Source organism: Paraburkholderia sacchari (assembly GCF_000785435.2).
In the GTDB taxonomy this organism is placed as follows: Bacteria; Pseudomonadota; Gammaproteobacteria; order Burkholderiales; family Burkholderiaceae; genus Paraburkholderia; species Paraburkholderia sacchari.
This window is the reverse complement of sequence record NZ_JTDB02000019.1, coordinates 1-13,897: the sequence shown is the minus strand read 5'-3', so window position 1 is coordinate 13,897 and position 13,897 is coordinate 1. Positions and strand designations below refer to the sequence as shown.

Genomic DNA, 13,897 nt, shown 5'->3' with positions numbered 1-13,897 from the left:
TTATGGGGAGGCGCTTGGCCGTTATTGACGGGCGATGGTGCTGGTACGACGGATCTTCGCCTGCAGCTGGATGATCCCGTACACGAGGGCTTCCGCTGTCGGAGGACAACCCGGCACGTAGACGTCAACCGGCACGATGCGATCACACCCGCGCACGACCGAATATGAATAGTGGTAGTAGCCGCCGCCATTAGCGCACGACCCCATCGAGATCACCCAGCGCGGCTCGGCCATCTGGTCGTAGACCTTGCGCAACGCGGGCGCCATTTTGTTGCACAGCGTGCCGGCAACGATCATCACGTCGGACTGGCGCGGGCTCGGACGGAATACCACGCCGAAGCGGTCGAGGTCGTAACGGGCCGCGCCCGCGTGCATCATCTCAACCGCGCAACACGCAAGACCGAACGTCATCGGCCACAGCGAGCCGGTGCGCGTCCAGTTGATCAGCTTGTCAGCCGTTGTGGTGACAAACCCTTCCTTCAAGACCCCTTCGATACTCATTTGCTTTCCACTCCAGACGGACGGCCTGCGGTGTGCCCGCAGTGCCACCCATGCTATCCGGCGATTAACCCCTTATTCCCAGTCGAGACCGCCCTTCTTCCAGATGTAGGCGAAGCCCAGCAGGAATTCGAGCAGAAACAGCATCATCGACAGGAAGCCCGGCCAGCCGATATCGCGCAGGGCAACACCCCACGGAAACAGGAACGCCGTTTCGAGGTCGAAGATGATGAAGAGAATGGCCACGAGGTAATACCGTACATCGAACTTCATGCGCGCGTCTTCGAACGCTTCGAAGCCGCACTCGTACGGTGAAATTTTTTCGCTGTCGGGCCGGTTGGGACCGAGGATCTTGCCGATGCTTACCAACGCCACGCCCAGACCAAGACCTACGACAAGGAATAACAGGACGGGGTAATAGGTAGCGAGATTCAAGGCTATCCTCTTTCGGTTGGTTCTGAGGTTCCGCAGGAACTTCAAGTCTCGCTGCGGGAATCACTTTACGTACTTCGCGCTACGAACGAAACGAACACGACGTATAAAGCAAAAATGCCAGCCGAAGCTGAAGCAAGCGGCTGGCATTTTTTAGATAACATTGGTGCCGACGGCGAGACTCGAACTCGCACAGCTTTCGCCACTACCCCCTCAAGATAGCGTGTCTACCAATTTCACCACGTCGGCACTACATGCAATCCGGGACAACAATTTATGCAACCCGCGAATCGCTTCAAGACTTAAATTCTAACTTGTTCCCGCTCTTTGTTCAATGCACAAAAACAAGTTTTTCAGAATTATTTCGGTACGTCGTTGCTGGCGGCGGCCGGCGCTGCCGCTGGAGCGCTAGCCGCGGAAGCCGCCGGAACAGAAGCGGCAACCGGCGCCGAAGCCACGACCGGAGCCGGCGCCGTAGCGCCCAGCAAGCCTGCCGAAGGCTTCGAATGATAAGACCCCAAGTAAGTTAATGCAAGCGTCGAGACAAAAAAGACCGTTGCGAGAATTGCTGTTGTACGCGACAGAAAATTCGCTGCGCCGGTCGCGCCGAACAGGCTGCCCGATGCGCCGCTGCCGAACGCGGCGCCCATGTCGGCGCCCTTGCCGTGCTGCAGCAGGACGAGGCCGATCACCCCGAGCGCCGACAAAATCTGGACGACGATAATCAACGTTTTCAAATACAGCATCACACTCACCTGAGTCCTTGTTGAGCGCAGCCCAAAGGCATACGCATGTTCGGCCGGCACTAGCCTCACGAGAGGCGCCGTGCCGAGCCTTATTTTTTATTCCGCAACGCTCGCGCCCACCCCAGCGGCCGCGCAAATCGCGAGGAAATCCCCAGCCTTCAGCGCAGCGCCGCCAATCAGGCCACCGTCGATATCGGCCTGACGGAACAGGTCCGCCGCGTTCTCCGGCTTCACGCTGCCGCCGTACAGCAGCGGCACGTCCGCCACCTGCGCGCCCTTCGCGGCAAGCCGCGCACGCAGGAAAGCATGCACCTGCTGCGCCTGTTCCGAAGTCGCGCTCTTGCCAGTGCCAATGGCCCAAACCGGCTCATAGGCAACGACGATGCGCGCCGCCTCCTCGACCGACAACACCGCCAGTACCGCGTCGAGTTGCGTGCCGACCACTTGCTCGGTCGTGCCGCCTTCGCGCTGTTCCAGCGTCTCGCCCACGCAGACGATCGGCGTGAGGCCGGCTGCAAGCGCGCGCTGCGTCTTCCGCGCAACGAGTTCGGAGCTTTCGCCGTGGTACGCGCGACGCTCCGAATGACCAACGATCGCGAACCCTGCCTCGAAATCGGCAACCATGGCCGCTGCGACTTCGCCGGTATAGGCGCCCTGCTCGTGCGCGGATACGTCCTGCGCGCCCCAGACTACGCGGCTGACGCCGAGCAGCGTCTGAGCCTGCGCAAGATAGGGAAACGGCACGCACACGCCGACGCGCACCTCGGCGGGCAGTGACTGCACGCCCTGAGCGACGCCTTCGAGCAATGCCGCATTGGCCGCGAGGCGACCATGCATCTTCCAGTTACCGACTACGAGCTTCGATCGTTGATTCGTCATTGTTCCGGTTGCTGTTAAAAGCGGACGCAAAACGCAGAATTTTACTGCGTGCAATCGAGGCGGGTCAAACCGGCCAGCTCCGGACACACGAAAAAAGCATCAAAAAAATGCCGAAAAATCAAAGCATGAACCCGCCATTGCCCCATACAGCGGGCTGCGCGGGTTCACAGCCGCGCGATCAGGCCGCCTGTCCCCAATCGAGCATGATCTTGCCGATGTGTTCGCTGCTCTCCATCAGCGCGTGGGCCTCGGCCGCCTGCGCGGCCGGGAAGACGCGAAACACGACCGGCTTGATCCGACCCGCTTCGAGCAGCGGCCACACTTGCGCCTTCAACTCCTGGGCGATTTGCGCCTTGAACTCGACCGAACGGGCACGCAGCGTCGAGCCCGTAATCGTCAGGCGGCGGCGCAGGATTTCGCCCATGTTGATCTCCGCCTTCGAGCCGCCGAGCGTCGCAATCAGTACGATGCGGCCGCCATTGGCCAGCGCCGAAAGCTCACGCGACACATAAGCGCCCGCCACCATGTCGAGAATCACGTCGACGCCACGGTCGTTCGTGAGCGCCTTCACGACCTCCACGAAATCTTCGTTGCGATAGTTGATGGCTCGGTCAGCCCCCAGTTGCTCGCAGGCCCGGCACTTGTCGTCCGATCCCGCCGTCGCGAAGACGCGAAAACCGAGTGCATGCGCGATCTGGATCGCAGTAACGCCGATCCCGCTCGAGCCGCCCTGCACGAGCAGCGTCTCGTTCTCGCCGCCCTCGCCCTTGCCGAGCAAGGCACGCTGGAACACGTTGCTCCACACCGTGAAATAGGTCTCGGGCAACGAAGCCGCTTCAATATCCGTGAGCCCCTTCGGCACCGGCAGGCACTGGCCGAGGGGCGCGACCGCGTACTCCGCATAGCCGCCGCCCGCGATCAGCGCGCATACGCGGTCGCCGATCTTCAGGCCGAACGGATTGCTCTTTTCGTCGATCGCCCCGCCGACGATCTCGCCCGCCACCTCGAGCCCCGGCAGATCGGAAATTCCCGGCGGCGGCGCATACGAACCCTTGCGCTGAAACACGTCGGGACGGTTCACGCCCGACGCGCCCACCTTGATCAGCACCTCACCTGCCTTTGGCTCGGGCATCGGGCGCTCGGTCAGCTTGAGCACGTCCGGCGCACCGAATTCAGTAATTTCCACTGCCTTCATCTCGCGTCTCCGTAGGGCGTAAATCTCAATTTCACATTCTCATAAAAAAACGGCCGGCGCGCTCATCGCGTGCCGGCCGTTTCAGCAAACCGCCTTACTGCTGCGGCTCGCCCTGCGGTGCGCCGTTAGCGGCTGCTTCGTTGAGCAGCGCCTTGGCGGACAGGCGCACGCGGCCCTTCTCGTCCGTCTGGATGACCTTGACCTTCACGATCTGGCCTTCCTTCAGGTAGTCGTTGATGTCCTTGATGCGCTCGTTGGCGATTTCGGAAATATGCAGCAGGCCATCCTTGCCCGGCAGCAGGTTCACGATCGCACCGAAGTCGAGCAGCTTGAGGACCGCGCCTTCGTACACCTGGCCCACTTCCACTTCAGCCGTGATGTTCTCGATGCGCTTCTTCGCTTCGGCCATGCCTTCGCTCGAGGTCGAAGCGATGGTCACCACGCCGTCGTCCGAAATGTCGATGGTCGTGCCGGTTTCCTCGGTCAGCGCGCGGATCACCGAACCGCCCTTGCCGATCACGTCGCGAATCTTCTCCGGATTGATCTTGATGGTGATCATGCGCGGAGCGTAGGCCGACAGCTCGGTGTTCACGCCAGAGACCGCCGAGGTCATCTTGCCGAGGATGTGCATACGGCCTTCCTTCGCTTGCGCGAGGGCGACCTGCATGATTTCCTTGGTGATGCCCTGGATCTTGATGTCCATCTGCAGCGCGGTCACGCCAGCTTCCGTGCCCGCCACCTTGAAGTCCATGTCGCCGAGGTGGTCTTCGTCGCCGAGGATGTCGGTCAGGACCGCGAACTTGTTGCCTTCGAGAATCAGGCCCATCGCGATGCCCGCGACGTGCGCCTTCATCGGCACGCCGGCGTCCATCAGCGCGAGGCAGCCGCCGCACACCGAAGCCATCGACGACGAACCGTTCGACTCGGTGATTTCCGAGACCACGCGGATCGAGTAGCCGAATTCGTCCGGGCCCGGCAGGCACGCGACGAGCGCGCGCTTGGCGAGACGGCCGTGACCGATTTCACGGCGCTTGGGCGAACCCACGCGGCCCGTTTCGCCGGTCGCGAACGGGGGCATGTTGTAGTGGAGCATGAAGCGGTCGCGGTACTCGCCTTCGAGCGCGTCGATGATCTGCTCGTCGCCCTTGGTGCCGAGCGTCGCGACGACCAGCGCCTGCGTTTCGCCGCGCGTGAAGAGCGCCGAACCGTGGGTGCGCGGCAGCACGCCGGTGCGGATCTCGATCGGGCGCACGGTGCGTGTGTCGCGGCCGTCGATGCGCGGCTCGCCGTTGAGGATCTGCGAGCGGACGATCTTCGCTTCGAGGTCGAAAATGATGTTGCCGACCGTGGCCTTGTCGGCCGCCGTCGTGCCGGCCGCAGCCGCTTCTTCTTCGAGCTTCGCCGACGTAGCTGCGTAGACTTCCTTCAGCTTGGTCGAACGTTGCTGCTTGTCGCGCAGTTGGTACGCGGCGAGCAGGTTGTTGTAGGCGATGTCGGTGACGCGTGCGTTGAGCGCCTCGTCCTTCGGTGCCGGCTGCCAGTCCCACTCGGGCTTGCCGCCGTCACGAACGAGTTCGTGGATCGCGTCGATAGCCGTTTGCATCTGCTCGTGGCCGAACACCACGGCGCCGAGCATCACGTCTTCCGGCAGTTGATCGGCTTCCGATTCCACCATCAGCACGGCGCGCTCGGTACCGGCCACGACGAGGTCGAGACGCGAGTCCTTGATCTGCGCGCGCGTCGGGTTCAGCACGTATTCGTTGTTGATGTAGGCCACGCGTGCGGCGCCCACCGGGCCGTTGAACGGCAGACCCGAGATCGCCAGCGCAGCCGACGCGCCGATCAGCGCGGGGATGTCAGCCGGGACTTCCGGGTTGATCGACAGGACGTGGATCACGACCTGGACTTCGTTGTAGAAGCCTTCCGGGAAGAGCGGGCGCAGCGGACGGTCGATCAGGCGCGAGATCAGCGTCTCGCCTTCCGACGGACGGCCTTCGCGGCGGAAGAAGCCACCCGGGATCTTGCCGGCCGAATAGGTCTTCTCGATGTAGTCGACGGTGAGCGGGAAGAAGTCCTGGCCCGGCTTCGCGGTCTTCGCGCCAACGACGGTCGCGAGCACGACGGTGTCTTCGACGTCGACGATGACGGCGCCGCTCGCCTGACGGGCGATCTCACCGGTTTCGAGGCGCACATTGTGCTGGCCCCATTTGAATTCCTTCACGACTTTATTGAACATGGTCATGGTCACTCACTCCTTACTCATTTGTTATGCGCCGCCCGCACACGCGAGCGACACGGCAAGACAGAATCCGGCACCGCGCAGGTAGAGGAGTGTTATGCCATTCCAGCGGACCGCGCGGATGCGACGCCGACGCAGCGCGCCTACGGCGTGTTGTCGCACACGATTCGATGGAATGACACAAAGCTCTGCCACGAGGCCCGGCCCTGCTGCTCTTTACTGCTGCTTTACCGCTACTGTTGCTGCTTCGTACTGCTATCCGGCGCGCATCGCATGAAGCGGACCGTTCAAAAACAAAATGCCTGCATCAGTGGAACTGACACAGGCATCTTTCGGCAAGACCTTGCGATTACTTGCGCAGACCCAGCTTCTCGATCAGTGCGCGGTAACGATCTGCGTCCTTGCCCTTCAGGTAGTCGAGCAGCTTGCGGCGGCGGCTCACCATGCGCAGCAGACCGCGGCGGCTGTGGTGATCCTTCTGGTGCGACTTGAAGTGGCCAGTCAGTTCGTTGATACGCGACGTCAGGAGCGCAACCTGGACTTCGGGCGAACCCGTGTCACCGGTGCCACGCGCGAATTGCGCGACGATGTCGGACTTCTTGATATCTGCTACGGACATTTTGCTTTCCTTTAAAACAAACAAGCGGTCACGGAAGAATGGCCGTGCCGTGGTTGTGACTGTTGTGGACTTGGCGTGAATCACGACAAGACGCGCATTGTAGCACAGGCCCAATTCGCCGCGAACCCGGCCTGCGCGGGCCCGGTTCAGGGCCGCTTCATTTTGCAGACCGTCGCCGGCACAGTGCGCTCCGCCGGCAACGCCAGCACCGTGCGGAAGCCGAATCCCGAGCCCTCGTTGTCGTAGCGCACGCCCGGCGCGCCCTGCTTGTCCATCTGCATCACGTAAAGGGGCTGGATCACCTGATGATCGTCGGCGCGCATCCACATCGGATGGAAGCTGCTTTCGCCTCCCGTGTAGCGCATGCCCTCGAGCGCCTTCGCGACCGCCTCCGGCTGCGCCGAGCCGGCCTTCGTCATGGACTGGGCGAGCATCTCCACGAACATGCCCATGCGCAGCACCGGATAGTCGTCCTGCGCTGCCGGATAGCGGGCCCGGAACGCCGCATACCACGCGTCAGAGGCGGCGCCGCCCGCGTTCGGATGCCAGTCCGCCACGGCGACCACGCGCTTGACGCCGGCCTCGCCGAGCGCCGCCGGCGCGCCAAGACTGTTGCCGTAGAACGTGTAGAACCGGGCGTCGAGACCCTGCTCGCGCGCGGCCTTCACGAGCAGCGTGAGATCGCTGCCCCAATTGCCGGTGATGACGGCGTCCGCGCCCGACGCGCGAATCTTCGCGACATAAGGTGCGAAATCCTTCACCCGTCCGATCGGATGAAATTCGTCGCCCACCACGGCGATGTCCGGGCGCTGCTTCGCCAGCGCCGCGCGCGCGAGCGTGCTCACGTCGTGGCCGAAGCTGTAGTCCTGATTCAGCAGGTAGACCTTCTTCACCGATTTATCGGCGGCGATCACGTCCGCGAGCGCATCCATGCGCATGCCCGCGTGCGCGTCGAAGCGGAAGTGCCAGAAGCTGCAGTTCGCATTGGTGAGCGCGGGGTCGTCGGCCGAATAGTTGAGGAAGAGCTCGCGGTTATCGGGCTCGCGCGCGTTCTGGCGATCGATCGCCGCGACGAGCGCCGCCGCCACCGCCGAGCTATTCCCCTGCAGGATGAAGCCGATATGACGATCCGCCGCCGCGCGCAGTTGCATCAGCGCCGCCTCGGTGCTGCCCTTGCTGTCGAGCACCACCAGTTCGAGCGGATGGCGCCCATCGGCCAGCATGATGCCGCCGCGCGCATTCACGCGCTCAACACCGAAACGCAGATTGCGCTCGACGGCCGCGCCCGCGTCCGCGAATGGGCCGGACATACCTTCGATGAGCGCAAGCTGGATCGGCTGGCCAGCAGGCGCTGGCGCGCGGGCCGCATGCGCGCCAGCCGCCGTCAGCGCCACGCCCAACCCTGTCGCCGCCAGCACCGCCTTCGCGCGCGTCCATCGTGTCTTGATGCATGTCTTCATGCGCCCGCCTCTTCGTCCATTACCCACTACATATGAAGCGCGGATCATAGGACGTCCATGCGCACCCCGGCAAGCCATCGCGATCCCGACGTGTCAAAATAACGGTTCCAGAGAGGGTTCCAGACAGTTCGAACCCAGGTTCGAATCCGCACGGCGTCCATCGCACGCGTGCCAACGGGGGACTTCATGCTCAAGCGCCTTTCATCCGCCATCGCCGCGCGGCTGCCGCGCGCCACGCGCCGCGCACTCGCCGCCAGCATGGGCGCGCTCGCACTCGCCGGCTGCGTGCAGCCGTGGCAACAATTTCACGCGGGCGACGACGCCCAGGCCGTGACCGCCCGCTTCGGCCCGCCGCGCGAAGTCTACGATCTCCCCAACGGCGGCAAGCGCCTGATGTGGCCCACCCAGCCAATGGGCGAAACCACCGTCGCCGCCGACATCGACGCCAGCGGCAAGGTGCAGAGCGTGCGCCAGGTGCTGCAGCCCAACGAGTTCTACAAAGCCGAGATCGGCAAATGGACGCGCACCGACGTGCTCGTGAACTTCGGCCGCCCGGTCGAAACCGCCTACTTCCCGCTGATGAAGCGCGACGCCTGGACCTACCGCTACCTCGAAGACGGCGTCTGGTACATGCTCTACAGCTTCTATTTCGACGACCAGGGCATTCTGCGGCTCACGCAAAAGACGCCCGATCCGCTTCACGATCCCGACCGGCGCAGCATGTTCTAAGTCCGGCAAGCGCTCCCTCGCGCATCGCCATCAGCCTGGCAAAACAAAGCCCCCGCGCTCTCGCGAGCACGGGGGCTTTACATTTGAGAGGAGTAGCGCATGCGGGGCAAATCGCCCCGCCTCGCTGGCACCGCTTATGAACGCTGCGGATTGAGCTTGTCGCCCGAATAAAGCTTGTTCAGCGCCGAGATATACGCCTTCGCCGAGGCAGCGACGATATCCGGGTCGGTGCCCACGCCGTTGACGATGCGGCCCGCCTTGGAGAGGCGCACCGTCACTTCGCCTTGTGCCTGGGTGCCCGTCGTGATCGCGTTGACCGAGTACAGCAGCAGTTCCGAGCCGCTCCCCACTTCGGTTTCGATGGCGTTGAGCGTGGCGTCCACGGGACCATTGCCCGCGGCTTCGCCGGTCACTTCCTTGCCGTCCGCCGAGAACACCACACGAGCGTGCGGGCGCTCGCCCGTTTCCGAGTGCTGCGCGAGCGAGACGAACTTGAAGTGCTCTTTCTCCTGAGCTTCGGCCGACTCCTCGGTCACGATCGCGATGATGTCTTCGTCGAAAATTTCGGCCTTGCGGTCGGCCAGCTCCTTGAAGCGCGCAAACGCGCTGTTGAGCTCAGCTTCGCTCTCGAGCGCAATACCGAGTTCCTGCAAGCGCTGCTTGAACGCGTTGCGGCCCGAAAGCTTGCCGAGCACGATCTTGTTCGCCGTCCAGCCCACATCTTCCGCGCGCATGATTTCGTACGTGTCGCGCGCCTTGAGCACGCCATCCTGGTGGATGCCCGACGCGTGCGCGAACGCGTTCGCGCCCACCACGGCCTTGTTCGGCTGCACCACGAAGCCGGTGATCTGCGAGACGAGCTTCGAGGCCGGCACGATCTGCGTGGTGTCGAGGCCGAGTTCGAGGCCGAAGTAGTCCTTGCGCGTCTTCACGGCCATGACGATTTCTTCGAGCGAAGTGTTGCCTGCGCGCTCGCCCAGACCGTTGATGGTGCATTCCACCTGACGCGCGCCGCCAATCTGCACGCCGGCGAGCGAGTTAGCGACGGCCATGCCGAGGTCGTTGTGGCAATGCACCGAGAACACCGCCTTGTCCGAATTCGGAATGCGCTCGCGCAGCGTCTTGACGAGGTTGCCGTAAAGCTCGGGTATGCCGTAGCCCACCGTATCGGCGATATTGATCGTGGTCGCGCCTTCGTTGATCACCGCTTCGATCACGCGGCACAGAAAATCCATGTCCGAGCGGCTGCCGTCTTCGGGCGAGAACTCCACGTCGTTCGTGAACTTGCGCGCGAAGCGCACCGCCAGCTTCGCCTGCTCGAACACCTGCTCGGGCGACATGCGCAGCTTCTTCTCCATGTGCAGCGCCGAGGTGGCGATGAACGTGTGAATCCGGAAGTGGTCGGCGGGCTTGAGCGCGTCGGCGGCGCGCTGGATGTCCTTGTCGTTCGCGCGGGCGAGCGAGCAGATCGTGCTGTCCTTGATCATGCCGGCGATCGTGTGGATCGCGTCGAAGTCGCCGTTCGAGCTGGCCGCAAAGCCCGCTTCGATGACGTCGACCTTCATGCGTTCGAGCTGCTTCGCGATGCGGATCTTCTCTTCTTTCGTCATCGACGCACCGGGCGATTGCTCGCCATCACGCAACGTCGTATCGAAAATGATGAGCTTGTCTGCTGCCATTTCGGGTCTCCAGGGGGACTTGTTCAGTGTCTAAAAACGGATTTTGGGTGTTCGCGCCACCGTTGGCGACGCTGACAATGAACGAAGCAGACGGAGGGCGAGCGAGATCAGCGCGGCAGGCGCGCTAGCGCTAGCGTGCTTAGTCGCGCGCCGGCTTGAAGAGAAGAGAGGGGGAACTGGATGGTGTCCATTCGCCGACTATAGCGGGAATCCGGCGATAGCGCAATTGCACCGGCCCGGCAGCCGGCACCAAAATAAAAAGGGCCGCGCATTTGCAAGCGCAGCCCTTTGCAGATTGGGCTGGCCTTGCTGCCAGCCGCTGGCGCCCCGCGCCGGCCCATGCCCTATCGCTCGCGCGGCGAGGAACGCGCCGGGTTAGTGCGCCCGCGCACGCCCTGCCAGGCCCAGAACACGTAGCCCGAAAGGCCGTAGAGCACGAAGAGGCCGAACAGCATCAACGGCGGATCGGACGACACGAGCACGAACGCCACCACCACGAGCAGCGTGGCCGCGAATGGGACGCGATGCCGCACATCGAGCGCCTTGCCGCTGTAGAACGGCGCGTTCGAAACCATCGTCACACCCGCGTAGATCGTCAGCGCGAAGGCCGTCCAGGGCAGCCATGAAAGCTTCACGGGCACGCGGTTGTCGGTGGCGAGCCAGACGAAGCCCGCGATCAGCGCCGCCGCGGCCGGGCTCGGCATGCCCTGGAAGAAGCGCTTGTCCACCACGCCGATATTGGTGTTGAAGCGCGCGAGACGCAGCGCGGCGCCCGAGCAGTAGACAAACGCCGCCAGCCAGCCCCAGCGCCCGAGATCCTTGAGCACCCACTCGTACATCACGAGCGCGGGCGCGACGCCGAACGAGACCATGTCCGAAAGGCTGTCGAACTGCTCGCCGAACGCGCTCTGCGAGTGCGTCATGCGCGCAACGCGCCCGTCCATGCCGTCGAGCACCATCGCCACGAAAATGGCGATGGCCGCCACCTCGAAGCGCACGTTCATGGCCTGCACGACCGCGAAGAAGCCGCAAAACAGCGCCGCGGTGGTGAACGCATTGGGCAGCAAGTAAATGCCGCGCTTTTTCAGGAAGTCCTGGCGCGCAGCGCGACGGCTCGCGGCAAGGCCCACGGGATCCTGAACTACCGCCTTGTTGCGGCGAAACGGGCGCGGCAGCGGCGCGCCAGCGGCATTGCGGGGTCGACGCGGTTTGAGTCCGGCCATCGCTGCCCTCCTTATGCCGATTGCGTCGGCAGTTCGGCGAGGATCGTCGACGAAGCGGACACCTTTTCGCCGATCGACACGCGCGGGCGGCTGCCAACCGGCAAATACACGTCCACCCGCGAGCCAAAGCGAATGAAGCCGTAGCGCTGGCCGCGCGAGAGCGGCTCACCGGCGCGCACGTAGCAGAGAATGCGACGCGCGATCAGGCCGGCGATCTGCACCGAGGTGACGGTCGTGCCGTCGGCCATCGTGAGCACGACGGCGTTGCGCTCGTTCTCGGTCGAAGCCTTGTCGATGGCGGCGTTCAGGTACGCGCCCGGGAAGTACTCGACCTTGGCGACGGCGCCGTCCACGGGCGAGCGCTGCGAGTGCACGTTGAACACGTTCATGAACACGCTGATCTTGAGCGCTTCACGGTTGGCGTACGGGTCGTGCGCGGTTTCGACCGCAACGATGCGGCCGTCGGCCGGGCACAGCACGGCGTTGGCCTGGGTGGGAATCGGGCGCGGCGGATCGCGGAAGAACTGGACGACGAAGATCAGGATCAGCCAGAACGGCCATGCGAGACCGAAGCCTGCGACCGCATGGATCAGGAGCGCAACGACGGCCGCAATGGCGATGAACGGCCAGCCTTCGCGCGCGATGATCGGATGAGGGTAATTCATGGTGGCTTCGCTGTTATTTTAAAAACCGTAGCATAACAAAAGCCGCCCAGGGTTCATCCCACCTGGGCGGCTTTCTTTGATACTGAGTAGCGTGCGACTGGGCAATTCCGTACGCACGCCCGGAACAACGCCGTCAGATTTAGTTCTTCGACTGGTCGACGAGCTTGTTCGCGGCGATCCACGGCATCATCGCGCGCAGCTTCGCACCGACCGTTTCGATCTGGTGCTCGGCGCCGAGGCGGCGGCGCGACTGCAGCGTCGGAGCGCCGGCCTTGTTCTCGAGAATGAAGCTCTTCGCGTACTCGCCGGTCTGGATGTCCTTCAGGACGTCCTTCATGACCTTCTTCGTCTCTTCCGTGACGACGCGCGGGCCGGTCACGTACTCGCCGTACTCGGCGTTGTTCGAGATCGAGTAGTTCATGTTCGCGATGCCGCCTTCGTAGATCAGGTCGACGATCAGCTTCAGCTCGTGCAGGCACTCGAAGTACGCCATTTCCGGCGCGTAACCGGCTTCCACCAGCGTTTCGAAGCCAGCCTTGATCAGCTCGACGGTACCGCCGCACAGCACGGCTTGCTCGCCGAACAGGTCGGTTTCGGTTTCTTCGCGGAAGTTCGTTTCGATGATGCCGGCACGGCCGCCGCCGTTCGCTGCTGCGTACGACAGGGCGATGTCACGCGCCGCGCCCGACTTGTCCTGGTGGACAGCGATCAGGTGGGGCACGCCGCCGCCTTGCGAATAGGTGCCGCGAACCGTGTGGCCCGGCGCCTTCGGGGCGATCATGATGACGTCCAGATCCGCGCGCGGGATCACCTGGCCGTAGTGAACGTTGAAGCCGTGCGCGAATGCGAGCGCGGCGCCGTTCTTGATGTTCGCGTGCACTTCCTTCGCGTAGACGTCGGCGATCTGCTCGTCGGGCAGCAGCATCATGACGACGTCGGCGCTCTTCACGGCTTCGGCCACTTCCTTGACCTGCAGGCCGGCGTTCTCAGCCTTGCTCCACGATGCGCCGTTCTTGCGCAGACCGACCGTGACGTTCACGCCGCTTTCCTTCAGGTTCAGCGCGTGGGCGTGGCCTTGCGAGCCGTAACCGATGATCGTGACCTGCTTGCCCTTGATGAGGGAGAGATCGGCGTCCTTGTCGTAGAAAACTTTCATGTTGGTTCCTTGGCGAGATACTTGATGAATTTCGGTATTGCTATCAGCTTGCGCTGCACCGGATGCGTCGCTCTTGCGCTCTGCACCCGGTCGAGTTGCGGTGCGCGATCAATAGATCGGGTGTCACACCTTCAGAATGCGCTCTCCGCGCCCGATGCCCGAGCCGCCCGTACGGACGGTTTCCAGAATCGCAGCGGCGTCGATCGCTTCGATGAACGCGTCGAGCTTGTCGCTCGCACCCGTCAGTTCGATCGTGTAAGTCTTTTCGGTGACGTCGATGATGCGGCCGCGGAAAATGTCCGCCATCCGCTTCATCTCTTCGCGTTCCTTGCCGACCGCCCTTACCTTGATCAGCATCAGCTCGCGTTCGATGTGGG

The 13,897-nt window shown here is 63.4% G+C and carries 14 protein-coding genes and 1 tRNA gene; 1 reads left to right on the top strand and 14 read right to left on the bottom strand.

Going from position 1 to position 13,897, the window contains the following annotated elements; genetic code table 11:
- Positions 1–21 precede the first annotated feature (21 nt).
- From NH14_RS32845 to NH14_RS32805, 9 genes are all read right to left on the bottom strand, one after another.
- Complete coding sequence (locus NH14_RS32845) at positions 22–501, bottom strand: NuoB/complex I 20 kDa subunit family protein (protein WP_035534401.1); 480 nt, start codon at positions 499–501, stop codon at positions 22–24.
- Positions 502–573: 72 nt separating this feature from the next.
- The gene (gene ndhC / locus NH14_RS32840) at positions 574–933 is read right to left on the bottom strand and encodes an NADH-quinone oxidoreductase subunit A (protein ID WP_035534399.1); all 360 of its coding nucleotides are present in this window, start codon (positions 931–933) and stop codon (positions 574–576) included.
- Between the two features lie 161 nt (positions 934–1,094).
- Positions 1,095–1,179: transfer RNA gene (locus NH14_RS32835), tRNA-Leu, on the bottom strand.
- 110 nt (positions 1,180–1,289) lie between these two features.
- Positions 1,290–1,676 carry a preprotein translocase subunit SecG gene (gene secG / locus NH14_RS32830; RefSeq protein WP_035534397.1) on the bottom strand — a complete coding sequence of 129 codons (387 nt, stop codon included), beginning with the start codon at positions 1,674–1,676 and terminating at the stop codon, positions 1,290–1,292.
- Between the two features lie 96 nt (positions 1,677–1,772).
- Positions 1,773–2,555 carry a triose-phosphate isomerase gene (gene tpiA, locus NH14_RS32825; RefSeq protein ID WP_084226002.1) on the bottom strand — a complete coding sequence of 261 codons (783 nt, stop codon included), beginning with the start codon at positions 2,553–2,555 and terminating at the stop codon, positions 1,773–1,775.
- 178 nt (positions 2,556–2,733) lie between these two features.
- Entirely contained in the window at positions 2,734–3,750 is a 1,017-nt protein-coding gene (locus tag NH14_RS32820) for an NAD(P)H-quinone oxidoreductase (RefSeq protein WP_035534393.1), read from the bottom strand.
- A gap of 94 nt (positions 3,751–3,844) precedes the next feature.
- Complete coding sequence (gene pnp / locus NH14_RS32815; protein ID WP_035534391.1) at positions 3,845–5,992, bottom strand: polyribonucleotide nucleotidyltransferase; 2,148 nt, start codon at positions 5,990–5,992, stop codon at positions 3,845–3,847.
- Positions 5,993–6,338: 346 nt separating this feature from the next.
- Positions 6,339–6,608, bottom strand: coding sequence for a 30S ribosomal protein S15 (rpsO, locus tag NH14_RS32810; RefSeq protein ID WP_035534390.1), 270 nt, complete (start codon positions 6,606–6,608; stop codon positions 6,339–6,341).
- A 146-nt stretch (positions 6,609–6,754) separates the two neighbouring features.
- Positions 6,755–8,068: a branched-chain amino acid ABC transporter substrate-binding protein gene (locus NH14_RS32805; protein WP_176329298.1), complete on the bottom strand. Its 1,314-nt coding sequence runs from the start codon at positions 8,066–8,068 to the stop codon at positions 6,755–6,757.
- Positions 8,069–8,326: 258 nt separating this feature from the next.
- Here NH14_RS32805 and NH14_RS32800 point away from each other — a divergent pair, with 258 nt between their 5' ends.
- Entirely contained in the window at positions 8,327–8,797 is a 471-nt protein-coding gene (locus tag NH14_RS32800) for a hypothetical protein (protein ID WP_237179849.1), read from the top strand.
- A 134-nt stretch (positions 8,798–8,931) separates the two neighbouring features.
- On the opposite strand, the gene NH14_RS32795 is transcribed toward NH14_RS32800, so the two are convergent.
- The 5 genes from NH14_RS32795 to ilvN all read right to left on the bottom strand — a co-directional run.
- Positions 8,932–10,476, bottom strand: a complete 1,545-nt coding sequence (locus NH14_RS32795; RefSeq protein ID WP_035534388.1) for a 2-isopropylmalate synthase — start codon at positions 10,474–10,476, stop codon at positions 8,932–8,934.
- 344 nt (positions 10,477–10,820) lie between these two features.
- Positions 10,821–11,699, bottom strand: coding sequence for a CDP-diacylglycerol--serine O-phosphatidyltransferase (gene pssA / locus NH14_RS32790; protein ID WP_035534387.1), 879 nt, complete (start codon positions 11,697–11,699; stop codon positions 10,821–10,823).
- Positions 11,700–11,710: 11 nt separating this feature from the next.
- The gene (locus tag NH14_RS32785; RefSeq protein ID WP_035534386.1) at positions 11,711–12,364 is read right to left on the bottom strand and encodes a phosphatidylserine decarboxylase; all 654 of its coding nucleotides are present in this window, start codon (positions 12,362–12,364) and stop codon (positions 11,711–11,713) included.
- A gap of 139 nt (positions 12,365–12,503) precedes the next feature.
- Positions 12,504–13,550 (bottom strand): ketol-acid reductoisomerase, encoded by a 1,047-nt coding sequence (gene ilvC / locus NH14_RS32780; RefSeq protein WP_167556521.1) that lies wholly within the window; start codon positions 13,548–13,550, stop codon positions 12,504–12,506.
- A gap of 93 nt (positions 13,551–13,643) precedes the next feature.
- On the bottom strand, positions 13,644–13,897 hold a 254-nt coding region (ilvN, locus tag NH14_RS32775), incomplete at its 5' end, for an acetolactate synthase small subunit (protein WP_168727181.1).